This is a genomic window from Rhizobium sp. 62_C5_N11_2, assembly GCF_051811185.1.
In the GTDB taxonomy this organism is placed as follows: Bacteria; Pseudomonadota; Alphaproteobacteria; order Rhizobiales; family Rhizobiaceae; genus Rhizobium; species Rhizobium leguminosarum.
Genome location: NZ_JBPWPW010000002.1, coordinates 1004591 through 1028617, shown reverse-complemented (window position 1 = coordinate 1028617; position 24027 = coordinate 1004591). Strand labels below are relative to the sequence as shown.

The 24027-nt window shown below is 61.9% G+C and carries 15 protein-coding genes; 10 read left to right on the top strand and 5 right to left on the bottom strand.

The window, feature by feature from the left end; translation table 11 throughout:
- Positions 1-6: 6 nt before the first annotated feature.
- A complete protein-coding gene (locus tag AB8B31_RS28450) occupies positions 7-6306 on the bottom strand; it encodes a HAMP domain-containing protein (protein WP_018245886.1) in 6300 nt (2099 codons plus the stop codon).
- A 211-nt stretch (positions 6307-6517) separates the two neighbouring features.
- Here AB8B31_RS28450 and AB8B31_RS28445 point away from each other — a divergent pair, with 211 nt between their 5' ends.
- From AB8B31_RS28445 to AB8B31_RS28415, 7 genes are all read left to right on the top strand, one after another.
- Positions 6518-6982: a hypothetical protein gene (locus AB8B31_RS28445; RefSeq protein WP_020493438.1), complete on the top strand. Its 465-nt coding sequence runs from the start codon at positions 6518-6520 to the stop codon at positions 6980-6982.
- 76 nt (positions 6983-7058) lie between these two features.
- On the top strand, positions 7059-7340 hold the full coding sequence (locus AB8B31_RS28440) for a hypothetical protein (RefSeq protein ID WP_018245888.1): 282 nt from the start codon (positions 7059-7061) through the stop codon (positions 7338-7340).
- Positions 7341-7496: 156 nt separating this feature from the next.
- Complete coding sequence (locus AB8B31_RS28435; protein ID WP_018245889.1) at positions 7497-8108, top strand: helix-turn-helix domain-containing protein; 612 nt, start codon at positions 7497-7499, stop codon at positions 8106-8108.
- The gene (locus AB8B31_RS28430) at positions 8108-8746 is read left to right on the top strand and encodes an RES family NAD+ phosphorylase (RefSeq protein WP_018245890.1); all 639 of its coding nucleotides are present in this window, start codon (positions 8108-8110) and stop codon (positions 8744-8746) included. The genes AB8B31_RS28435 and AB8B31_RS28430 overlap by 1 nt, the downstream gene beginning before the upstream one ends.
- A 156-nt stretch (positions 8747-8902) precedes the next feature.
- On the top strand, positions 8903-9928 hold the full coding sequence (locus tag AB8B31_RS28425; protein ID WP_018245891.1) for an ABC transporter substrate-binding protein: 1026 nt from the start codon (positions 8903-8905) through the stop codon (positions 9926-9928).
- Positions 9925-10965, top strand: a complete 1041-nt coding sequence (locus AB8B31_RS28420) for a FecCD family ABC transporter permease (protein WP_018245892.1) — start codon at positions 9925-9927, stop codon at positions 10963-10965. Before AB8B31_RS28425 ends, AB8B31_RS28420 begins: the two co-directional genes overlap by 4 nt.
- Positions 10962-11723: an ABC transporter ATP-binding protein gene (locus AB8B31_RS28415; RefSeq protein ID WP_018245893.1), complete on the top strand. Its 762-nt coding sequence runs from the start codon at positions 10962-10964 to the stop codon at positions 11721-11723. Before AB8B31_RS28420 ends, AB8B31_RS28415 begins: the two co-directional genes overlap by 4 nt.
- A 75-nt stretch (positions 11724-11798) precedes the next feature.
- Here the strand turns inward: AB8B31_RS28415 and glgB are convergent, their stop codons facing one another.
- The 3 genes from glgB to AB8B31_RS28400 are packed head-to-tail and all read right to left on the bottom strand — an operon-like array spanning position 11799 to position 20512.
- Positions 11799-14009: a 1,4-alpha-glucan branching protein GlgB gene (gene glgB, locus AB8B31_RS28410; RefSeq protein ID WP_018245894.1), complete on the bottom strand. Its 2211-nt coding sequence runs from the start codon at positions 14007-14009 to the stop codon at positions 11799-11801.
- Positions 14006-17287, bottom strand: a complete 3282-nt coding sequence (treS, locus tag AB8B31_RS28405; RefSeq protein WP_018517831.1) for a maltose alpha-D-glucosyltransferase — start codon at positions 17285-17287, stop codon at positions 14006-14008. The genes glgB and treS overlap by 4 nt, the downstream gene beginning before the upstream one ends.
- Positions 17288-20512, bottom strand: coding sequence for an alpha-1,4-glucan--maltose-1-phosphate maltosyltransferase (locus AB8B31_RS28400; RefSeq protein ID WP_018245896.1), 3225 nt, complete (start codon positions 20510-20512; stop codon positions 17288-17290).
- Between the two features lie 238 nt (positions 20513-20750).
- Here AB8B31_RS28400 and AB8B31_RS28395 point away from each other — a divergent pair, with 238 nt between their 5' ends.
- The 3 genes from AB8B31_RS28395 to AB8B31_RS28385 are packed head-to-tail and all read left to right on the top strand — an operon-like array spanning position 20751 to position 22857.
- The gene (locus AB8B31_RS28395; RefSeq protein ID WP_050566360.1) at positions 20751-21179 is read left to right on the top strand and encodes a hypothetical protein; all 429 of its coding nucleotides are present in this window, start codon (positions 20751-20753) and stop codon (positions 21177-21179) included.
- A 32-nt stretch (positions 21180-21211) separates the two neighbouring features.
- Positions 21212-22090 carry an MBL fold metallo-hydrolase gene (locus AB8B31_RS28390; RefSeq protein WP_018245898.1) on the top strand — a complete coding sequence of 293 codons (879 nt, stop codon included), beginning with the start codon at positions 21212-21214 and terminating at the stop codon, positions 22088-22090.
- On the top strand, positions 22087-22857 hold the full coding sequence (locus AB8B31_RS28385; protein WP_130653598.1) for a phosphotransferase: 771 nt from the start codon (positions 22087-22089) through the stop codon (positions 22855-22857). The genes AB8B31_RS28390 and AB8B31_RS28385 overlap by 4 nt, the downstream gene beginning before the upstream one ends.
- Positions 22858-22878: 21 nt before the next feature.
- Here the strand turns inward: AB8B31_RS28385 and AB8B31_RS28380 are convergent, their stop codons facing one another.
- Positions 22879-23922, bottom strand: coding sequence for a magnesium and cobalt transport protein CorA (locus AB8B31_RS28380; RefSeq protein ID WP_018245900.1), 1044 nt, complete (start codon positions 23920-23922; stop codon positions 22879-22881).
- Between the last annotated feature and the right edge of the window lie 105 nt (positions 23923-24027).

The following is a 24027-nucleotide window of genomic DNA, read 5'->3' as shown; positions in this document are numbered from 1 at the left end:
GAATCCTCAGCGATGCAGCCACATGCGAAGAGCCGACAACAGCTGTTCGGTATTGACCGGTTTCGCCAGGTAGTCGGACGCGCCCGCTTCCAGGCATTTCTCGCGGTCGCCCTTCATCGCCTTGGCCGTCAGCGCCAGGATTGGCAGCCGCCGGAACCGGGGCTCCGAACGGATGACCTGCATTGTCTCGTAGCCGTCCATTCCGGGCATCATGATGTCCATCAGCACGATCGCCACAGAGGGTTCGTTGTTGATGACGTCGATGGCTTCGCTACCGGTCGTCGCGGTCAGGACCTTCATTCCCCGGCGTTCGAGGACGCTGCTCAGCGCGAAGATGTTACGGGCATCGTCGTCGACAAGCAGCACGGTCTCGCCGACCAGATCCTCGTCCGAGCTGTGCAGGTCCTGCAGCGTCGCCTGCTTTGCCGCCGGCAGGTCGGCGACAACCCGGTGCAGGAACAGGGCCGTCTCATCCAGCAGACGCTCGGGCGATTCGACCCCCTTGACCACAACGCTGCGGGCCATGCTGTGCAGTGTCGCGTCTTCCTCAGCGGAAAGCTCCCGGCCGGTGAACACGACCACCGGCACCTCGCCGATCTCGGCGTCGTCGCGTATTTGCTCCAGCACTTCGAAGCCGGACATGTCGGGAAGGGAAAGGTCGAGCACCACGCAGTCGGCGGCATTCTGCCGAAGAGCGGCGAGAGCCTCCGAGCCGGAGCCGACGCTGGTGATATCGATGTCGTCGTGTCCGAGAAGGGCGGTGACGCTCAGACGCTCGGCCTCGTTGTCTTCGACGAGCAGCAGATGCTTGCGGCGGGGCTGCGCATAGGCCTTCAATCGCGACAGCGCCTTGCCCAGGCCTTCCGGCGTCGTCGGCTTGCTCATGAAAGCGAAGGCGCCGCGGGTCAGCCCATGCTGACGATCCTCGTCGAGGCTGATAATCTGGACCGGAATATGCCGCGTCTGCGGATTCTGCTTGAGCTGGCTCAGCACCGTCCACCCGAGCATGTCGGGCAGGAAGATGTCGAGCGAGATCGCCGCCGGCCTGTAGTCCTGCGCGAGTGCGAGCGCATCGCTACCGCGCATCGCCACCAGAACCTTGAATCCGTTGTCGCGGGCGAGATCCACCAGGACGCGGGCGTAGTGCGCGTCGTCCTCGACGACGAGCAGCACCGAGTCGCCGGCCGCTATGTGGTGGCGATCGTCTTCGACATGTTCGGTCGGCTTGTCGGCGCGGCGGTTTGCTGCCGCTTCGGCAAATTCCACGACATTTGCCGGCGGAACCGACTTCGGCGCAACCGCGCCGGCGCCCACATAGGTGAGCGGCAGGTAGAGAACGAAGGTGCTGCCGACACCGGGGGTGCTGCGCAGCTGGATCTCGCCGCCCAAGAGGTTTGCCAGTTCGCGGCTGATCGCCAGGCCGAGGCCGGTGCCGCCATATTTGCGGCTTGTCGAGGCATCCGCCTGTTGGAAGGCCTCGAAAATGATGCGTTGTTTTTCAGGCGGTATGCCGATGCCGGTGTCGACGACTTCGAAGGCGATGACAGAAGGCGCATGCTTCAACGAGGGGTGATCGGACGACCAGCCGCTCGTTGCCGAAGCGACGCGAAGCGTCACGCCGCCCTGCGCGGTGAACTTGAAGGCATTCGACAGCAGGTTCTTGAGGATCTGCTGCAGTCGCTTCGAATCCGTGATGAGGCTCTTGGCGACATCGGCGCCGACGTCGACCGAGAACGACAGGTTCCGGTTTTCGGCCTCGTGCCGGAATGGCCGCGCCATCATCTCGAGCAGGTTGCTGACAAAAATCTCCTCGGCATCGACCGAGACCGTTCCGGACTCGATCTTCGACAGGTCGAGGATGTCGCTGATGAGGTTCAACAGATCGGTTCCCGCGCCGTGGATCGTCTTTGCGAACTCGACCTGTTTGCCCGACAGGTTGCCATCCGGATTTTCTCCCAGCTGCTGGCCGAGGATGAGGATCGAATTCAGCGGCGTGCGCAGCTCATGCGACATGTTGGCGAGGAATTCGGATTTGTACTTCGATGTCAGCGCGAGCTCGGTTGCCTTTTCCTCCAGCGCGCGCCGGGCCTGCTCGATCTCCTGGTTCTTCGCCTCGACTTCGACGTTGCGTTCCTCCAGCTGCTGCGCCTTCTGTCCGAGCTGCTCGTTGGTCTGTTGCAGCTCGCGCTGCTGCGTCTGAAGCTCGGCGGCAAGCTGCTGGGACTGCTTGAGCAGGCCTTCGGTCTGCATGGTCGCTTCGATCGAGTTGAGGACGATGCCGATCGATGTCGTCAACTGGTCGAGGAAGGACAGCTGCAACTCGGTGAATTCGCCGGCCGAGGCCAACTCGATCACGGCCTTCACCTGCCCCTCGAAATGCACCGGCAGCACGATGGCGCTTCTCGGCAAGGTCGTGAACACGCCGGAGCTTATCGGAACGACATTGTCGGGAAGGTCGGTGACCAGGATGCGGCGAGCGTCGCTGGCGCACTGGCCGACAAGTCCCTGGCCGAACTCGAGACGTGCCGGGTGCGCCGCCTCGCCCCCTTTCGCGTAAACGGAGAGCAGCGACAAGATCGGCTGGCGCTCGTCGGCATCCACCTGGTAGATAACCCCTTGATGGGCACCGACCAGAGGCGCCAGCTCCGACAGCAGCATCTTGCCGACCAGCGTCAGGTCGCGCTGCCCCTGCAGCATGTTGGTGAAGCGCGCCAGGTTGGTCTTCAGCCAGTCCTGCTCGGTGTTGCGCTCGGTGGTGAGCCTGAGGTTATCGATCATCGTGTTGATGTTATCCTTGAGCTCAGCCACTTCGCCGCGCGCGTCGACCTTGATCGAGCGCGTCAGGTCACCCTTGGTGACGGCGGTCGCCACCTCGGCGATGGCGCGCACCTGCGTCGTCAAGTTGGCTGCCAGCAGGTTGACGTTGCCGGTCAAGTCCTTCCAGGTTCCCGCGGTGCCCGGAACATTCGCCTGACCGCCGAGACGGCCTTCCACGCCCACCTCGCGCGCAACCGTGGTCACCTGATCGGCAAAGGTCGCGAGCGTGTTGGTCATGTTGTTGATGGTCTCGGCAAGGGCTGCCACCTCGCCCTTGGATGCGACGGTGAGATTTTGCTCGAGGTCGCCGTTCGCCACCGCCGTCACCACCTTGACGATGCCGCGGACCTGCTCGGTCAGGTTGGCGGCCATGACGTTGACGGTGTCGGTCAAGTCTTTCCAGGTGCCGGCAACGCCAGGCACCTGCGCCTGGCCGCCGAGCTTGCCTTCGGTGCCGACTTCGCGGGCCACACGCGTCACTTCGCCGGCGAAGGCGTTGAGCTGGTCCACCATCGTATTGATGGTGTTCTTCAGTTCGAGGATTTCCCCCTTCACGTCGACGGTGATCTTGCGCGACAGGTCGCCACGCGCCACTGCTGTCGTGACTTCGGCGATGTTTCGAACCTGGGTCGTCAGATTGGCGGCGAGCAGGTTGACGTTATCGGTCAGGTCCTTCCAGGTGCCGGCGACGCCGGGAACGACAGCCTGACCGCCGAGCCTGCCATCGGTGCCGACTTCGCGGGCGACACGCGTCACTTCGCCGGCAAAGGAGCGAAGCTGATCGACCATGGTATTCAAAGTATCCTTCAGGAGCAGGATTTCGCCGCGCACGTCGACGGTGATCTTGCGCGACAGGTCGCCATTGGCGATTGCGGTCGCGACCTCGGCGATATTGCGCACCTGCGCCGTCAGGTTGCCCGCCATGGAGTTGACGCTGTCGGTGAGGTCCTTCCAGGTGCCGGCGACGCCGGAGACCTGCGCCTGGCCGCCAAGCTTGCCTTCGGTGCCGACTTCGCGGGCGACGCGCGTCACTTCGCCGGCGAAGGCGTTGAGCTGGTCCACCATTGTATTGATGGTGTTCTTCAGTTCGAGGATTTCCCCCTTCACGTCGACGGTGATCTTGCGCGACAGGTCGCCGCGCGCCACGGCCGTCGTGACTTCGGCGATGTTTCGAACCTGGCCGGTAAGGTTGGAGGCCATGGAGTTGACGTTTTCGGTGAGGTCTTTCCAGGTACCCGCGACACCCGGCACCTGCGCCTGGCCACCGAGCTTGCCCTCGGTGCCGACTTCACGGGCAACGCGCGTGACTTCGGAAGCAAAGCGGTTCAGCTGATCGACCATGGTGTTCAGCGTTTCCTTGAGCTCGAGGATTTCACCCGAGACTGACACCGTGATCTTCTTCGACAAGTCGCCATTGGCAATCGCGGTCGAGACTTCGGCGATGTTGCGCACCTGCGCCGTCAGGTTGCCCGCCATGGAATTGACGCTGTCCGTCAGATCCTTCCAAGTGCCCGCGACGCCGAGCACGTTCGCCTGGCCGCCGAGCCGGCCTTCGGTGCCGACCTCGCGCGCCACGCGCGTCACCTCGCCGGCAAAGCCGTTGAGCTGGTCGACCATCGTGTTGATGGTCTCCTTCAGTTCGAGGATTTCGCCAGACACGGTGACGGTGATCTTCTTGGACAGGTCTCCCTGGGCGACGGCGGTCGCGACTTCGGCGATGTTGCGCACCTGCCCGGTGAGGTTGGACGCCATCGAATTGACGCTGTCGGTCAGGTCCTTCCAGGTGCCGGCGACGCCGCGCACATTGGCCTGGCCGCCGAGCCGGCCCTCCGTGCCCACTTCGCGGGCGACGCGGGTGACTTCCGAGGCAAAGGCATTCAGCTGATCGACCATCGTATTGATGGTTTCCTTCAGCTCGAGGATCTCCCCCTTCACGTCGACCGTGATCTTCTTCGACAGGTCGCCATTGGCGATGGCGGTCGAGACCTCCGCGATATTGCGCACCTGCGCCGTCAGGTTGCCGCCCATCGAGTTGACGTTCTCGGTAAGATCCTTCCAGGTGCCGGCGACGCCGCGCACATTAGCCTGGCCGCCAAGCCGGCCCTCCGTGCCCACTTCGCGGGCCACACGGGTCACTTCGGAAGCAAAGGCATTGAGCTGATCGACCATCGTGTTGATCGTCTCCTTCAGCTCGAGGATTTCCCCCGACACCGTGACCGTGATCTTCTTCGACAGGTCGCCATTGGCGATCGCGGTCGAGACTTCGGCGATATTGCGCACCTGCGCCGTGAGGTTCGAGGCCATGGAATTGACGTTGTCGGTCAGGTCCTTCCAGGTGCCCGCCACACCGGGCACTTGCGCCTGGCCGCCGAGCCGACCTTCGGTGCCGACTTCACGCGCCACGCGCGTCACCTCGCCGGCGAAGCCGTTGAGCTGGTCGACCATCGTGTTGATGGTTTCCTTGAGCTCCAAGATTTCGCCCGAAACGTCGACAGTGATCTTGCGCGACAGGTCGCCGCGCGCAACGGCCGTGGTCACCTGGGCGATGTTGCGGACCTGCGCCGTCAGGTTGCCACACATGGCGTTGACGGAATCGGTCAGGTCTTTCCAGGTTCCGGCGACGCCTGGCACCAGCGCCTGGCCGCCGAGCTTGCCTTCGGTGCCGACCTCGCGCGCGACGCGCGTCACTTCCGATGCGAAGGACCTGAGCTGGTCGACCATGGTGTTGATCGCCTCCTTCAGCTGCAGGATCTCGCCGCGCACGTCGACGGTGATCTTCTTGGAAAGATCGCCATTCGCGACGGCGATCGTCACTTCCGCGATGTTGCGCACCTGCGCCGTCAGGTTCGACGCCATCGAGTTCACACTTTCGGTGAGGTCCTTCCAGACGCCCGTCACCTCCGGCACCTGCGCTTGGCCGCCGAGTTTTCCGTCGGTGCCGACCTCGCGCGCGACGCGCGTCACTTCCGATGTGAAGACGCTCAGCTGCTTGATCATCGTATTGACGATATCGGCCGAGCGTAGGAACTCACCTTTGAGCGCCCGACCGTCGACATCGAGCGGCACGGTCTGCAGAAGATCTCCCTTGGCGACCGCAGTGATCGTGCGCGTGACAGCTGTCGTCGGCCACAGAAGGTCGTCAATCAGACCGTTGATCGATCCTTCCATTTCGGACCAGGAACCGTCCGACAGGCCGAAGCGCACGCGCGTGCTCGTTCGCCCGTCCCGGCCGACCACCTGCCCGACATGTTCGAGCTGCTGGGCCATGCGCTGATTGGCGGCGATGATGTCATTGAGAGCGTCGGCGACCTTGCCGGTGACACCGGTCAGATCCGACCGCATCCGCACCGAAAAGTCGCCCCGTCTTACCGCAACCAGCACCTCCAGAAGGGCACTGGCCTCGTCCAACGCCATTGCTTTGTGGACCTGACCATTGAGGTTATCTGCCGCGGCATTGTCGCGCGCGAATTCGCTGGTTTGGTTGTTCACGAGAATCCCCCTCTTCGACGACTGGTAATTTAGTGCTCGACTGGGAAAATGGTATGGCCGTCCCGCGTTGATCCTAACATGATTCAGCGCCCAAAATGAGCCTGATAGTTGCAGATATCCAAAGTGCGCGCCGGACATCGTCTGGGTGGAATTTGCGGTTTTTCGTGCGTGGGGGAACACTTGGCTGCCGGCCGTCGTTTCCGTCCTGACAATGGAGAGCGATATGTCGAACGTCTCAAGGACAGGCAAGGAAGAGATCAACAACGCGACCAGCCAGACCACGTTCGGGAAGTCGGTCGAGAGCCAGGCGCAAATCGAGGATGCGGCTTCGCAATCGTCGCCCGACGCTGGCGACGAGATGCTCAACATCTATCGGCTGGAGCCGATCGCGGCGCCCGACGATCCGAGATGGGACAACTCCCCCGGACATGGTACCGTCGTCGTCGCTGCCAGAACGGCCGGTGATGCCAGGATCGTCGCTGCGGCTCGTGAGCTTGACTTCATGGAAGTGGATGCGGCTCCCGCCGAGGACGTCACAACGGTCAATGCCAGCGCTTTTCGCGACGACAAGCTTTACACCGTCATTGAGATCGAGCGGAACAAGCGCGATGTTAAGCGAGGGATCCTCGAAGGCGCCATCGCTGTCGACACGATCCGGCCGATTCAATCGGACTGACGTAGCAATTTACCGACGAAATCGGCGAGGCGCTACGGCGTCACCATCATAGGTCCCTCGTTCCCTTGGAGTTCTCATGAATACGGCCAACCTCCAGCTCAAGGGCCTCATCATGGCCATGGCGTCGATATGTGATGCGATCGTCGAGAAGGAACTGCTGACCAGCGGAGAACTCAATGCCGCGCTCGCGAAAGCCAAGCAGGCAGTCGAGGATGACGACGACCATGAACTGTCGGATGCCAATCGCGCCGCGATCCTGTTCCCCATCCGTGTGCTGCAGCTTGCCGAAGAGGCAGGCAGGAGAGGCGAACGGTTGACGTTTTCGGACTATGCCAAGCTTGTAGGAAAGATGACCTGAACAATGTCGAAGGCTTCGCAGACGAGAACCCGTATGTTCTCTCCCGGGCAATCGGGGCTTTCTGGAAGCTTATTGATGCACGTGGCCTCTACACATGTGGTTGACTTCATATCGGCATGAGCCATATAAATACCTTGTCAACCAAGGAGCCGCTCCATGGCCCGCCACGCATCCACTCCCGTCACAGAACAGGAAGAGCCGAATTCCATCAGAGCCGCGTTTCTGCGACGCGCGACTTCGGCGCTCGAGCGCATTTCTGCAAACGTGCCGGCAAAGGATCTGGCCGATGCGCTTTCAGCCCCGACCGACGCCGGATCGTTGGCGCAGCTTCTCAGCCGCTCGGATATGGTGGGCGCGGCGATAAACGATCTCGATCCGCTGGTTCCGGCGTTGGCTCGCAACGTCGAGCATCGGCAAAATCTCGTCGAACGGGCCGGCGGGACGATGTCAGCCGAGGACGCCGGACGGATCCTCGGCATCAGCAGACAGGCCGTCGACAAAAGGCGGCGAGCCGGCACGCTGCTTGCCATGCGCGAAGGCAGCGACTGGCGCTATCCGCTCTGCCAGTTGGATCAAGGTGAGGTGATCGCAGGGATTTCCGATGTCGTGCGTGGTTTTGCCGCCGCCGGTCCCTGGATCGCATTGGATTTTCTGCTTGCTTCCGATACGGTTCTCGGTGGTCGGACAGCTCTGCAGGCGCTGCGCGACGGCGATCGTGAAGCAGTCCGGCGTCTGATCCGGATCGAAACCTCCGGCGGCTTTGCCTGATGCCGGCAAATGCAGGCAGAGGGCCGTCGGGAGCTGCACTGCCCCCGCCCGCTTGGCTCGCCCATTCGTCATTGCCGATCGACCTCATTCCGGTCGGGCAGGTTCTCCATAGGGTCCATCGGACGCATCTCGACCCCATCTTCTTTGGACCCGGCCCCGGGATTCCCGCCACCAATCGTTTCGACAGCGCCAGCGGACGTTTCGGAATTCTCTATGTCGGGATGAGCCGCAGGGGAGCGCTTACGGAAACGATCCTGCGCAATCCCCAGCGGTTGATGGTGTCCATGACCGAAATCACCACACGCGCCATCAGTGAACTCAGCTGTATCAGACCGCTGAGGATCGTCCGCATGCACGGAACCGGCCTGCAGACCCTCGGCACTGATAATGCCAACTCCACCGGCCCCTACGGACCATGCGGCCTTTGGACCGACGCGCTTTGGGACCATGCCGACCGGCTGGATGGCCTTGCCTACCAATCGCGCCATGATTCGAGCGAGATCTGCCTCGCCCTTTTCGAACGCAGCGACATGGCGTTCGACAGAAAAGGCACGCTTCCGCTCTCCGGCATCCTCAAGGAGATTGCGGCGATCCTCGAGGTCTACGGCAAGTCGCTGTCACCGGTCGGCCCCGTTTAGACGGCGAACGCGGCTGCCGTTCGACAGGCGGTGGCACGTTGTTCCCGCAGCAATGCCTTGTCAATTTTGCGATAAGTTGATTTATTTGGTCTTGTTTTCTGGCTGTTTCTGAGGCTATACGGCGACCGCATATACTCACGCACCGGGAATTTCTTCGTGACCAGCCTCAAATCGCTTCTGGCCGCCTGCGGCCTCTCAACCATGATCGGCCTTGCCGCAGATCTGTCTTTGGCCGCTTCGACGACGTATCCGCTGACCCTGGAAAACTGCGGCGCGCAGGTGACTTTCCAGAAGGCGCCCGAACGGGCGATCGGCCTCGGCCAGAACAGCGCTGAAATCCTGCTGCTGCTCGGCCTCGAGAACAAGATGGCCGGCACGGCCTTCTGGCCGAGCAAGGTTCTGCCGCAGCTCGCAGAAGCCAATGCCAAGGTCAAGCTTCTGACCGTCGAGATGCCGACTTTCGAATCGATCCTCGCCGAAAATCCCGATTTCGTGGCGGCGGCTCTGCCGAGCCTGGTTGGGCCGAACAGCAAGGTGGCCAAGCGCGAGGATTTCGACAAGGTCGGCGTCGCGACCTATCTTTCTCCCAGCACCTGCCTCAGCACCAAGGACGTCAAGGACCAGTACGGCAGCCGCGCCGAGCTGTGGAACATGGATCTTCTCTACAAGGAGATCGACGAACTCTCTGAGATTTTCGATGTCGCCGATCGCGGCCAGGCGTTGATCGCCGACTTCAAGGCGCGCGAAGCCAAGCTTCGCTCCAGCGCTTCAAAGGACGGCAAGAACCTTTCCTACGTCTTCTGGTTCTCCAGCCCCAGCCCGTCGGCCGACGCCTATCTCGGCGGCAAGAACAGCGCGTCCGGCTTCATCGCTGATCTGCTCGGCGGACACAACGCGATATCAGCGGAAGCGGAATGGCCGACGCTCGGCTGGGAAGGCATCATCGCCTCCAATCCCGACGTCATTGTCGTCGCCAGTCTCGACCGCAATCGTTGGGAGCTCGATAAGCCGGAGGCCAAGATCAATTTCCTGAACACCGATCCGGCCGTCAGCCAGATCCCTGCCGTCAAGAACAAGGCGATCGTGATCATGGACGGCCAGGCCATGAACCCGACCGTCCGCACGGTCTACGGCGCTGAGCAGGTGGCCGGCCAGCTGAAGGCTCTCGGTCTGTTGAAGTGACGGAAGCGGGCCGTATCTTCCGGCAGCTGGGAGCCGTCCTCGCAGTGCTCCTGGCCTCTTTCTGCCTCATCGCTGTTGCCATTGGCGTCAGCGTCGGGATCGGCGACCTGCCGATCCCGCTTGCAACCACGTTTTCGGCCGTCACCAACCGGTTGGGATGGACCGCGGTCGAACTGAACCGCATCCACGAGACTGTCATCTGGGATTATCGTCTCAGCCGGGCGCTGGTTGCCGCTTTCTGCGGCGCGGGCCTTGCGCTATCGGGCGCGATCATGCAGTCGCTGCTGCGCAATCCGCTTGCCGAACCCTATGTTCTCGGCATCTCGGCCGGCGCCTCCACAGGCGCCGTCGCGATCGTCATCTTAGGCGTCGGCGCCGGCGCGGTCTCGCTTTCCGCCGGCGCCTTTGCCGGAGCCTTCGCGGCCTTCTTCTTCGTCGCCCTGCTGTCAAACGGCACGCGCGGCGGAGCCGATCGCACCATCCTCGCCGGTGTCGCCGCTTCGCAGCTTTTCAACGCCACTACGTCTTACATCGTCACGACATCGGCCAACGCCCAGCAGGCCCGCGACGTCATGTTCTGGCTGCTCGGCAGCTTCGGCGGCGTGCGCTGGCCGGAATTCGCGCTGGTCTCGATCGTTGTCGGCGTCGGCCTCGTCGGCTGCCTGTTTTACGCCCGCGTGCTCGACGCCTTCGCTTTCGGCGACGAGGCGGCATCATCACTCGGCGTCAATGTCGGCCGCGCGCGGATGGCGCTCTTTGCGCTGACGGCAATGATGACGGCGACGATCGTCAGCATGGTGGGGTCGATCGGCTTCGTCGGCCTTGTCGTGCCGCATGTCGCGCGCTTTGTCGTCGGGCCGCTGCATGTCCGCCTCCTGCCGGCTTGCGCAATAACAGGGGCGATCTTCATGGTGCTCGCCGACATCGCCGCGCGCGCCCTCATTCCGAACCAGATCCTGCCAATCGGCGTCGTCACGGCCCTGGTGGGCGTCCCCTTCTTCTCGATCATCCTCTACCGGTTCCAGCGCGCATCATGAGCATCAAGGCCGAAAACCTCATCTGGAAGATTGGCAGGAAGACCATTCTCGACGGCGTTTCCCTGGACGCGCCGCCGGGCAAGATGCTCGGCCTGCTCGGGCCGAACGGCTCGGGCAAGACCTCGCTCCTGCGGCTTCTCGCCGGCCTGAAGCGGCCGCATTCCGGCCGCATCACGCTCGACCGGAGCGACGTCGCCACGATCAGCCGCCGCGCGATCGCCCGGCGGATCGCCTTCGTCGAGCAACACGCCACCACAAATGCCAATCTCAGAGTCGTCGACGTCGTCAAGCTCGGCCGGTTCCCGCACCGGTCGATGTTTTCAGGCTGGACGAAGACCGACGACGAGGCGGTCGAAGCCGCGCTGGCGCGCGCCGGCATGGCGGAGAAACGCGACGATCGCTGGCAAAGCCTGTCGGGCGGCGAGAAGCAGCGCACCCATATCGCAAGGGCGCTCGCCCAGTCGCCCCAGGAGCTGATCCTCGACGAACCCACGAACCATCTCGATATCCAGCATCAGATCGGCCTGATGCGGCTCGTCTCCGGCCTGCCGATCACCAGCATCGTCGCCCTGCACGATCTCAATCATGCTGCCATGTTCTGCGACCAGCTGATCATCATGCAGCATGGCAGGATCGTCGCCTCCGGCGCGCCCCAGGACGTGTTGAGCGAGGATCTTCTAAGGAATGTCTTTTCCGTCGAGGCCCGTGTCGAAGCCTCTCCCTATCACTCGCGCCCGCATATCCATTATCTCAGGTGACGGTGAAACTGTCACCGAGTTGACTATCTACGGTCGTCTCAGATGACGGTGGAACCGTCATCGACGTGACCACTGTCAAGGCGACGGCCCCTGCAGAAAGATCGTGGACAGCGGCGGCAGCGTCAGCGACAGAGAGACGGGCCTGCCGTGGGCGGGCACCGGTTCGGTCGACACCGCGCCATTGACAAGGCCCGAGCCGCCATATTCCCGCGCATCCGTCGTCATCCGCTCGATCCACACACCGTCGCTGGGCACGCCGACCCTGTAGCCGTAACGCGGCACCGGCGTGAAATTCGACATGACCAGGATCGACGAAGCACGATCGGGTGCATAACGGAGCATCCCGAGCACGGAATTGACGGCGTCGTCGGCTGCCGCCCATTCGAAGCCCTCGGGATGAAAGTCGCCGAATTGCAATGCCGGCTCGTCCGCGTAGAGGCCGTTCAGATCCTTCACCAGCCGCTGAATCCCCACATGCTGGGGCCGGTCCAGCACATCCCAGGTCACCGAACCATCATGATTCCACTCGCCCGGCTGTGCGACTTCGCTCCCCATGAACAAGAGCTTCTTGCCGGGATGACCCCACATGAAGGCGAGATAGCTGCGCAGATTGGCGAATCTCTGCCATTCGTCGCCCGGCATCTTCGTCAGCAGCGAGCCCTTTCCGTAGACGACCTCGTCATGTGAAATCGGCAGAATGAAGTGTTCGGAATAGGCATAGATCATGCCGAAGGTCATCGTGCCATGGGCGTAGCTCCGGTAAATCGGATCCTTCTCGATGTAGCTCAGGCTGTCATGCATCCAGCCCATGTTCCATTTGATGTCGAACCCCAGCCCTCCCTGCTCCGGCGGCTTCGTCACGCCGGGCCAGGCAGTCGATTCCTCGGCGATCGTCATCGCGTGCGGGCAGCGCTCGTGAATGATGCTGTTCAGGTGCTTGAAGAATTCGACCGCTTCCAGATTCTCGCGGCCGCCATATTGGTTGGGGATCCATTCGCCCTCGTTGCGGCTGTAGTCGCGGTAAAGCATCGAGGCAACGGCGTCGACCCGCAAACCGTCGATATGGTAGCGCTCGAGCCATTCCAGCGCGCTGGCGATCAGGAACCCTTTCACCTCGTTGCGGCCGAGATTGTAGATCAGCGTGTTCCAGTCGCGGTGAAAGCCTTCGCGCGGATCTTCGTGCTCGTAGAGCGCGCTGCCGTCGAAGCGGGCAAGCCCCCAGACGTCTGTAGGAAAATGAGCAGGAACCCAATCGAGGATGACGCCGAGCCCGGCGCCATGGCACCGGTCGATGAAATAGGCGAAATCTTCAGGCGTCCCATATCGGCCGGTGGGCGCGAATAGCCCGAGCGGCTGATAACCCCAGGACCCACCGAACGGATGCTCCATGATCGGCAGCAGCTCGATATGGGTAAAGCCCATGTCGCTGACATAGGGAACCAGCCGCTGACTGAGTTCAACCCAGTCGAGCGACCTGTTGCCGTCCTTTAGATCTCGAAGCCAGGAGCCGGCGTGCACCTCATAGACCGAGAATGCGCCCTCCAGCCTGTCTTGGCGGGACCGGCCCTTCATCCAGCCGTCATCGGTCCATCGAAACGGCGTCGACGATGCGACGATGGAGGCGGTGGACGGAGCCGCCTCGCTCGCCCTCGCGACCGGATCGGCCTTCTGCGGCAAGCATGTCCCCTCAGCATCGATGATCTCGAACTTATATCTTTCACCGGGGGCGAGGCGCGGAACGAACAGCTCCCAGACGCCCGCCGACGGTCTCAGCCGCATCGGATTGCGCCGCCCGTCCCAGGCGTTGAAGTCGCCGACAACCGAGACGCGGCGCGCATTCGGGGCCCACACGGCGAAACGAACGCCCGATATCCCGTCGATCGACATATCAACTGCGCCGAGCGTCCGGCTCAGACTGTAGTGGGTGCCCTCCGATATCAGATGGAGGTCGAGCTCTCCGAGCAGCAGACCGAAACTGTAGGGGTCCTCGGTGATCTGAACTGCATCCGGCCATGTGATCCGCAGCCGGTATCCCGTCCTCGAGGCCGCCACCGCCGCAAACAGGCCGGACGGGTGGGCGATGCTGAACGGCGCCACCACCCGGCCGCTCGTCGCATCGATGAGATCGACCGCTTCCGCTCCGGGCAGATACACCCGCATGATCGTCATGCCGCCGCTTTGGTGGGGACCGAGGATCGAAAAGGGATCGCCATGGCGCCCCTCGATCAGGGCCCATAGCGCATCCTGTCCGATGCCCGCCAGAAGTTCCGAGCGCTCAACATTCATGCCTTGACTCCCGTCAGACGCGCTACGATTTCGGTAAGGCCGAATAGCGGGATCGGAAGCCATTTCGGTCTGTTGCGGGCTTCATAGGCGATCTCGTAGGCGGCCTTTTCGAGTAGAAAGGCATCGAGAACCCGGCGTCTTTGGTGGGGTGGCATGTCAAGCTCCTTCGATACGGAAACCGCCTGCGAATAGGCATCGAGAAAGGCCTCCTCGGCATGGCGCCCGAAGCGGGCGATCGCCTCGCGGCGGACCTCGTTGTCGTGTTCGATGACCGCGTCGTTATCGAGCTGGGCGGTGGCCACGAGGTAGCTCAGCGATCTCAAAAGCCCGGCGACATCGCGCAGCGGGTTCGTCTTGGCGCGGCGCTCGGCCAGGTTTTTCGCAGGCTCGCCCTCGAAGTCGATGATGACGGCATCACCCTCGCTGACAAGGATCTGGCCAAGATGGAAGTCGCCATGCGTGCGTGTCATCAGCGTATGGCGGGCGCTCTCCGCCAGCGTCGCGGCGAGCTCTGCGAGTTCGGAACGACGCTCGAGAAGCGGCCTTGCGAGCAGGTCGATTGCAGGGTCGGCATTCTCGTCGCGTTCCTCGAGCTTCGACATGGCATAGGCGAGCTCCCCGGCAACGGCCTTCCTCATCGCCTCGACCTCGCTGTCGCCTGATACCACCGGGCTGAAGGCCTCGTCCCCGGTCTTCGCAGCGAGTACGACATGCAATTCGCCGAGCCTGAGACCCACCATCGCGACGAAACTGATCAGCGACCGGAAGACGTCATCGTCTGGTTGGACCGCCGGATCGTTCAGCACGAGTTCGTCGGCCCCGCGGCGTAGATTGTTCAGCATCCAGTTCCAGGCGTCGCCCTGATTGCGGATCGCGCCCTGGACGATGATCAAGGTGGAACGGCGTCCGCTGGAATCGGTATGCGCGACCTCTCCGAGCAGGGGCGCCGTGTGGTCATAGCCGGCGCGGGTGAGATAGCGCGTCATCTCGACTTCCGGATGGATGCCCGGGAAGATGTGTCTGATCAGTTTGATCATCGCTACATCGCCGACGAGCAGCGAGCTGTTGGACTGTTCAGCCGATAGCCAATGCACCGGCAGCTCGTCTGAAATATCGAGACTGTCGAGCCGTTCTGTCCCAATGAATTCGAGCGTGCCGGTCCGGCCGGTGGTGCGCGAGCGGTCGCGAAGTCCGTGCAGAATGCCGCGCGCCATTGCCTCCACGGCAAATCCGTCTGTGAGGAAACCGACGCGTCTACCTTGGCGAATCCTCCCAAGCGCAAGCTGCTGGGCAAGCGCGGAAGGATGCGCATCGTCCCAGGCGACCGTGAGCGGCAGTTGGTAGGATTCGCTGTGGTTCGGCAGCTCGACCTCCAATTCGCCGAGGACGACGCCGTCGGCGAATGGGATTGGTGTCGCGGAGATCAGTCGAGCGGCCTGAACCGCCTGGTCCTTTGCCCCGAACCATCGCCGCTTAGAGAGATAGGCGGGCAGGATTTCGCCGCTCAGAATGCGCGCATGACCCGGTTCATCCACGAGGTCGAGCAGGCTACGCCGGATGACCATCGTCAACAGATCGGGAAGCTGTTCCGGCGGTGCGGTGCGCCACGCCGGCGGGTCGGCATCAGCCGTCAGCTGGAACCAGAAGAAACCGTAGGGCGGTAAGGTCAGCAGATAGGTCAACTGGCCGATCGGCGGAAACGGCGACATCCCGGTCAGTTCAATGGGCACGCGCCCCTCGAAGCTCGACAAGTCGAGTTCGACGGCCTGGGGCAGCCGCGAGAGACTTGCAACACAGAGCAGAACCTCGCCTTCATACTCCCTGAGATAGGCAAGGATCTTGCGATTTTCCGGTGAAAGGAACCGCAGCGTGCCACGCCCGAAGGCCGGATGCCTGCCGCGCAACGCCAACATTCTGCGCGTCCAGTTGAGCAGCGAATGCGCGTCCGTACTCTGCGCCTCGACGTTGACGGCCTCGAAACCGTAGAGCGGGTCGGCGACGGGCGGCAGGACGAGACGCGCCGGATCTGCCCTGGAGAAACCGCCATTGCGGTCCGGAGACCATTGCATCGGCGTCCTCACTCCATCCCGGTCGCCGAGATAGATATTGTCGCCCATGCCAATCTCGTCACCGTAATAGATCACCGGCGTTCCCGGCATCGAGAGAAGAAGCGCGTTCATCAGCTCGATCCGCCGGCGGTCGCGCTCCATTAATGGCGCCAGGCGCCGTCTGATGCCGAGATTGATGCGGGCACGTTTGTCGGATGCATAGGTCTCCCAGAGATAATCCCGCTCGGCGTCGGTCACCATTTCGAGCGTCAGCTCGTCGTGGTTGCGAAGGAAGATCGCCCATTGGCAGTTGTCTGGAATCTCCGGCGTCTGGCGCAGGATGTCGGTGATCGGAAACCGATCCTCCTTGGCGATCGCCATATACATGCGCGGCATTAGCGGGAAGTGGAAGGCCATGTGGCATTCGTCGCCCTCTCCGAAATATTCGCGCGTGTCCTCCGGCCATTGATTGGCCTCGGCAAGCAGCATCACGCCGGGATGAGTGGCATCGAGCGCGGCGCGTATGCGTTTGAGGATCCCGTGGGTTTCCGGCAGGTTTTCGTTGATCGTCCCCTCGCGCTCGACGAGGTAGGGGATCGCATCGAGACGAAACCCGTCGATGCCGGTTTCCAGCCAGAAGCGCATAACCCTCAGCAACTCCTCCATGACAAGAGGGCTGTCGAAATTCAGGTCGGGTTGATGGGAATAGAAGCGGTGCCAGTAATAGGCGCCGGCCACCGCGTCCCATGTCCAGTTGGATTTTTCCGTATCGATGAAAATGATGCGTGTTTCCGGAAATTTCTGATCGGTATCCGACCAGACGTAAAAGTCGCGCTCCGGCGATCCCGCCGGCGCCTGGCGCGCGCGCTGGAACCAGGGATGCTGGTCGGAGGTGTGGTTGATGACGAGTTCGATGATGACGCGAATATTGCGCTGGTGGGCGGCGTCGACGAAGGCTCGGAAATCCTCCATCGTCCCGTAATCGGGGCTGACATTGCCATAGTCGGCGATGTCGTAGCCGTCGTCGCGGCGCGGAGAGGGAAAGAAAGGCAGGAGCCAGATGGCATTGACGCCGAGCGCTGCGATATGATCGAGCTTCTGGTGCAGGCCGGCGAAGTCGCCGACCCCGTCGCCATTGCCATCGTAGAACGACTTGATGTGCAGCTGGTAGATGATCGCATCCTTGTACCAGAGCGGCTGCGGCGCGCTATCTGCATTCATCGTGTCCATTCATGCCTCCCTTGAGCGAATGCGCCAGATCGCATAGGGCAGGATCTCAGGATTGAGCCCGATGCTCTGCCATTTGCCGGTCCACTTGAAACGATGGCCGCCGATCAGATCTTCCGCATCCAGCGTGCCGTCGTCTCCGAGCGACCAGTGCCAGAGCGGCAGCTCGACGTCGCTTTGCTGGAAATTATGGGGGTCGAGGCTGATGGCGATCAGCAGGACGTTGTCGCGGGCGCGGCTTGCCTTCTCGAAGAACAAGATATTGTCATTTCGCGCATTCAGCAGCGTCAGCCCGAGATGCGAATGCAGCGCGGTGTTTTCGGTCCGGATGCGGTTGAGCGTCCTGATTTCGGCAATGATATTGCCCGGCCGGTCATAGTCCCAGGCCCGGATTTCGTACTTTTCGCTGTCGGCATATTCCTTGCGCTTGGCATCGGGTCGCCCCTCGCAAAGTTCGAAACCATTATAGACGCCCCACAATCCCGAAAGAGTGGCGGCAAGTGCTGCGCGGATCAGGAAGGCCGGGCGCGGTGCGTTCTGCAGGAAATCCGGATTGATATCATGGGTGTTGACGAAGAAATGCGGGCGGAAGAATTCCTTCGGCGCGGTCTCGGTCAGCTCCCGCATATATTGCTCGAGTTCCCATTTGGCATTGCGCCAGGTGAAGTAGGTATAGGACTGGGAGAAGCCGATCTTTGCCAGCCGGTACATGACCTTCGGCTTGGTGAAGGCTTCCGAGAGGAAGACGACATCGGGATGACGGGCCCTGATATCGCCGATCAGCCATTCCCAGAACGGAAAGGGCTTCGTGTGCGGATTGTCGACGCGAAACAGCTTGACGCCCTGGTCCACCCAAAGCTGCACGACATCCCTGAGCTCCACCCAAAGCGAAGGCAGGGCATCTTTCGTGTAGAAATCGACGTTGACGATGTCCTCGTATTTCTTCGGCGGGTTTTCGGCATATTTGATCGTGCCGTCGGGACGCCAGTCGAACCAGCCGGGATGCTCCTTCAACCAGGGGTGATCCGGCGACGCCTGGATCGCAAGGTCGAGAGCGATCTCCAGGCCATGCCGCCCTGCCGCCTCGACCAACCGGCGGAAATCCTCGAACTCGCCGAGCTCGGGATGGATGGCGTCATGGCCGCCATCCTCGGAGCCGATGGCATAGGGGCTTCCGGGGTCGCCCGGCCCGGCTTTCAGGCTGTTGTTGCGGCCTTTCCGGTTGGTCGAACCGATCGGATGAATCGGCGGGAAATAGAGCACGTCGAAACCCATGTCGCGGATGGCGGGCAGTCGCGGGATGACGTCGTCGAAGGTGCCGTGTCGGTCCGGATCGCCGCTCTGCGAGCGCGGGAAGATCTGGTACCAGCTGGCAAAGGCAGCCTCCTTGCGCTCGGCATCGACGGCGCTTGCCGTCGAGCGAAGCCGAAACGGCCGCCAATCCGCCTTGTTCATCAATTCGGATGTTTCGGCATCGAGCAGGATCGCCGTGCGCTCGGCATCGGAGGCGCTTTCGAGATTGTCGCCGAGGGCCTTCAATTCGGCATTGAGCGTTGGGCCGGCATGCATCTCGGCCGAGCGGACGAGGTTCAACCCCTCCTGCAGTTCGAGCTTCAGATCCAGCCTGGCATCGTTCTTCTTCGTCAGTTCGTAGCGGAAAATCGCAAACGGGTTCTTCCATGCCTCGACGGCAAATTCATAACGTCCAATGCGCTCCAGCAGGAATTCGGCGCGCCAGCGGTCGTTTTCGACCAATTGCATCTCCGTCTCATTCCAGTCCGCCGCATCGAGCGGCCGCCAGAGCAGGACCGCGGCGATCGGGTCATGGCCGTCGGCGAATATATCCGCCTCGACGGTGACGATGTCGCCGACCACCCGCTTGACGGGAAAGCGCCCTTCATCGACCCGCGGCATGATGTTTTCGATGGCGAGCCGCGGTGATGCTATCGCCTGTGCGACGTCGAGGATCGGCCGGGATGTGATCGGCGCCGGCGCCTTGCCTTCGACCACCAGGGTCTCCCCTGCCCGCAGCCGCAGAGCTGTGCCGTCGGCTGCGGCGGGAAGAAAACCGGAGGCCGCTTCGCGCAGTGCGGTCACCGGAGCGGGCGCACTTTTCCGAAGGTCCCTGTTGAGCAGGATGAACCGCACATTCTCAGTGCTACGAAGGTCTTCCGCCTCAGCCTGCAGCAGCGCTGAGACCGGTCCGTTGGCGTTGCGGATGAGCCGGAGCGACGAGGTCGGCGCATGGGGTTTCTTGCCGACCTCGGTGTTCGCAAGGCGAATTTCGGAGGAGATATCGAAGGCAAGGTCATGGCGCATCCTCCGCAAGCCCGCTCCATTCCCATGGGTCGGATCGAGCGGGGTGACTGCGCCATATTCGAAGCCCATCGGAACCATCAGGCCGCCGCCGAGTGAAGCAGCCAGCCGGAGCGCCCTTATAGCGCGCCGTTCGAGGATTTCGCGACTTTCGGTTCCGTGGGCGATCCGCCTGGCGAAGGGCGGCTCCGGAAAAGCGACCTGCCAGCCAAGCTCCTTCTGGACGCGGTGTTCTTCGATGAACCATCTCTCATCGAAATCCCACCAAGCCATCGATGAAAAACATCCGTCGAAGCCTGTATCCTTGACCGCGGCCCTGGCTCCAAAGTCAGTGCCGGGCGTCCAGGCGAGGAATTGCGCGTCCGCCTTCTCGCGCACCGCCGAAATCAGTGATTTGAAAACCGCCGGCGCAATGCGATCGATCCCGAGCGCCCTGTAGCCGGAGAGGCCGAGACCAGTCAGTCCTCGCAGCCGTTCGGTCCATTCTTCCAACAGCCGGGATAGAGACTCCGCCCCCATCGCAGTCATCGGTTCCGCCGGGTCCAATGGCGAGCGCCTCGGATCGACAGGGTGAAAGCCCGCCTTGGGATCCCGGGCCTTACCGTCGAGCATCAAGTCCATCATCAAGGCGACGCCGCTCTTGCGGGCGGCCTCCGCCAGGCGTCCCACCCCCTCCTCGACTGCGCTTCCGAGCGACAGTTGAGGATCGAGGCGGCCTAGGTCCCGGGAGGCAAAGACGCTGCGCTCCCCGCCCCGGTCGAAAAGAGGCGCCGTCAGCACACGGTCGAAACCCGTATCCGCTGCATGGTCGAAAACCTCGCGCCACGCATCGATACCCTGAAGAAGGAGTGGATTGACATAATAAATCCGGGGTGGGGTGCTCAACACACCCTGTTTTGGAGAGAATAACATCGGCCGCCGCTCGAGTTGCTTTACAGGCAAACTTCTGTTGGCGGCCGTTGTTCCACCGAAACTGCCAATTCGCGATGCGCTGGACATCACCGGCCGCATTGGCGCGGGACCGATAGGACGCGTTAATTTCGAGCATCAAAGGCGCTTGCGTCAGAAGAGAGACCTTGAAGGACTGCCGCATTTCGGTAGTCTTTCACTTCCTGGGAGGGTGACCCATTTGGCTGCTGACGGCGCACCATTGCTTCGATCGATATGCTTTAGCGCCGCCCTGTCGGCTTGCGCGCTGTGCCTGGCCTCCTGGAGCATCGACACCGATCGTTCCACTGAGAACACCCATGGCCTGTTCGAAATCCGCGAGGAGGCCAGGCGCTTCATTTCGCACGAGAACGCCAAGGGGCATCAGCAATGGGACGTGCTGGAGCCCAACCTGAAGATTCTGGTTCCCCGCTGTGCGGTGCCGCTCGAAACACAGTGGACGCCGAAGAGCCTTGGCCGCTCGAAACTGAGCGTGATGGTGATATGCACGGTCGCGGTGCCGAACAGCGTGATGAGACGTTGGGATGTCCATGTTCCGGTAGAGCGCAAGCCAAATCTGACGGGAAGCCCCGCCGCCCCGCACCGTTCGGAAAGAGCAGGCGCCCGAACGGGACTTGATGTATCCGAATGAATCTCTGCGATTTGCAATAAAGGCGACCAGACGTGAATCCATCGGTGGAATTGTGTTCATATCCCGAACTCGATGATCGAATCGTGATCGTCAGGGCGGGGGATGAGGTTGATAGCGTGTTTGTCCAGACCGAGAGGTTCAATGTGCTGATCGATACGCTCGGAACGCCCGAATTATGCCTGGCGGCGCTGGACCTGCTCGAGGAACAGACGAAGGAACGCCCGATGATCGTCATCAATTCGCACATGGATTGGGATCATTTCTGGGGGAATGCCGCCGTTGCGGGGCGCGCTCCGATTATCGCGCATGCCGCAGCGCTCGACCGTTTACGCGACCCTTCCGCACGCGAGGTCCTGAGGGACAAGGCAAGCCAGGATTCGAGGTTTCGGAACGTCGACCTCATCGGTCCCGACATTACGTTCTCCGCCTCGATGACCCTCAATGGCGGTGATCTGACGCTGGAACTCATTCATACGCCGGGTCACACGCCCGACCATATCGCCGTATGGATTCCCGAACTTCGCATCTGCCTGGCCGTCGACGCGGTGGAGTATCCCGTTCCCGAAGTCTGGAGCAAAAGTACTGATGATCTCCGCCTTATCCGTTCCTCGCTCGAGCGAATACGTGACCTGGATGCAAGGCTGATTATCCCTGCGCACGGCCGGACGTACTCCCCTTCGACGGTGGATGCGAACCTCGCCTATTTCCAAGCCCTAGCCGATCGTATCGGCAGTTTGAGCGAGAGCCAGCTGGCGGATCCACAACTCGGCAGCTCAATCGGCCTGCGGCTTGAAGACTTCGTCCCCATCCCCGACGGAATGCCTTCCGAGGTGGTGGCGTTCTACCGGAACTGCCATGAGACAAACCTTGGCGCGACGGTTCAGGCCCATATCGAAGAGACCGGAAAATGAAACTGTTGGAGGGCGGTCGAACCGGGCAGATCTGGCGTGATGGCGATACCGTGATCAGGCCTTCCGGCGCGTGGACGCCGACGGTGCACCGGTTTTTGCGCCATCTGAGGAGCAGAGGCTTTTCGGGAGCGCCGGATCCCATTGAAATAACGGGGAACCAGGAGGTCATCAGTTATGTCGCCGGGCGCGTCTGCGAAGATTTGAGCGACCAATTTGTCGGATCGGAGCCCATGCTGCTTTCCGCAGCGAAGCTTCTGCGCGACTTTCATTCGGCATCTCAAGGATTTCTGGAATCGGATCGCGAGGTCCAGACATGGATGTTGCCGCCACAGGAGCCGCGCGAGATCGTATGCCACGGAGATTATGCGCCCTACAATGTCGCCACGGCAGGTCAGGCGGCTGTCGGCATCATCGATTTCGACGCCGCCCATCCCGCGTCGCGCCTTTGGGATTTGGCCTACTCGGTTTATCGCTGGGCGCCCCTATCCGATCCCGCCAACCCACATGTGGCATTCAACCTCGACGAACAGCTGCGGCGAGCGGAACTCTTCTGTGAGGCATATGGGGCGACGGTGGACGAACGGCTCCAGCTCCCCGAGATGATCTGCAGGCGGCTTCAGGCGCTGGTCGATTTCATGCTGGCGAACGCCTCGGCTGGAGAGGCGACATTCGCGGAGGACGTCGCCACAGGAGATGCCCGGCTCTATCTAAGCGATATCGACTATATCAGAAGCCATCGGGATCGACTGCTCGAAGCTCTGTGCTGACGCCTTCGCCAGGCTTCATATCTAGAGCCACTTCCTCCGACGGAAGAAACTGAAGAGAAACAGGCACAAGAAGGCGATAACACCAAGCACGACGAAATAGCCATATTGGAATTTCAGTTCGGGCATATCGCTGAAATTCATCCCGTAGATACCGGCGATCGCGGTGGGAACGGCCAGGATCGCCGCCCATGCGGCGAGTTGGCGGGCGATCGCCGTCTGCTCCGTCTGGCCAATCATCACGCTGGCCTCGAAGGCAAAGGCGAGAACCTCGCGTAGCGCATCGATATCTTCCTGAACCCGGCGCACGTGATCCGTCACATCGCGAAACAGCGACTGGAGCGTCGGATCCATGCCGGGAAGATCGATGTGCTCGTATCGCCGACAGACGTCTACCAGCGGCACCACGGCATTGCGGAGCCGCAGCAGCTTGCGCCGCAACAGGTAAAGGCGCTCGATGTCAGACTTTGCCAGCTGTTCGCGCAGCACCAGATCCTCGAGCTTCTCGACCTCCTCCTGCACGACCTCGATCACCGGCATATAATTGTCGACGATGAAATCGAGGATGGAATAGAGAATATAATTCTCGCCGTGGGCAAGCGCTGTCGGCGTGGCCTCGCATCGCTGCCGCACCGCGAGATACGAGGACGAGTCCCCGTGGCGAACGGAGACGACATAACCGCGACCGACGAACAAATGCGTTTCGCCGAAGATGATTTCGTCATCCTTCATGTGGGCGGTCCGGGCGACGATGAACATCGCGTCCCCATAAATCTCCAGCTTCGGGCGCTGGTGGGGCTGCGCTGCATCCTCGATCGCCAGCGGATGGAGATTGAACTCGGCCTGGACCTGGTGCAGCAGCACTTCATCCGGCTCGTGCAGGCCGATCCAGACGATGGCATTCTCCCTGCTTCGCCATTCGCCGGCCTCTTCTATCCTGATGTCGCGAATGCGTTGCCCATGCTGGTAAACGGCAGCAGCCACGACGCCGGGCCGTTCATACGGAGGCGATGTGGAACCGCCACCTGATTGCGCGGAAATACTGTCCAGATCCTTTAGCCGTTCCAAATCCTGCCGTCCTCCATTTCGCGCGGATCACAAATCCGCGGCCAGCCCCTCCGCCAGTCAGGCGCTCAACCGATCATAATGCTATTTCGTAAAACATGCATCATC

Excerpts from the sequence above, each read along its gene's own strand:
- AB8B31_RS28445 (WP_020493438.1), top strand. The coding sequence starts at position 6,518 with ATGGAGAGCGATATGTCGAACGTCTCAAGGACAGGCAAGGAAGAGATC.
- AB8B31_RS28440 (WP_018245888.1), top strand. The coding sequence starts at position 7,059 with ATGAATACGGCCAACCTCCAGCTCAAGGGCCTCATCATGGCCATGGCG.
- AB8B31_RS28435 (WP_018245889.1), top strand. The coding sequence starts at position 7,497 with ATGGCCCGCCACGCATCCACTCCCGTCACAGAACAGGAAGAGCCGAAT.
- AB8B31_RS28430 (WP_018245890.1), top strand. The coding sequence starts at position 8,108 with ATGCCGGCAAATGCAGGCAGAGGGCCGTCGGGAGCTGCACTGCCCCCG.
- AB8B31_RS28415 (WP_018245893.1), top strand. The coding sequence starts at position 10,962 with ATGAGCATCAAGGCCGAAAACCTCATCTGGAAGATTGGCAGGAAGACC.
- glgB (WP_018245894.1), bottom strand. The coding sequence starts at position 14,009 with ATGAATGTTGAGCGCTCGGAACTTCTGGCGGGCATCGGACAGGATGCG.
- treS (WP_018517831.1), bottom strand. The coding sequence starts at position 17,287 with ATGGACACGATGAATGCAGATAGCGCGCCGCAGCCGCTCTGGTACAAG.
- AB8B31_RS28400 (WP_018245896.1), bottom strand. The coding sequence starts at position 20,512 with ATGTTATTCTCTCCAAAACAGGGTGTGTTGAGCACCCCACCCCGGATT.
- AB8B31_RS28385 (WP_130653598.1), top strand. The coding sequence starts at position 22,087 with ATGAAACTGTTGGAGGGCGGTCGAACCGGGCAGATCTGGCGTGATGGC.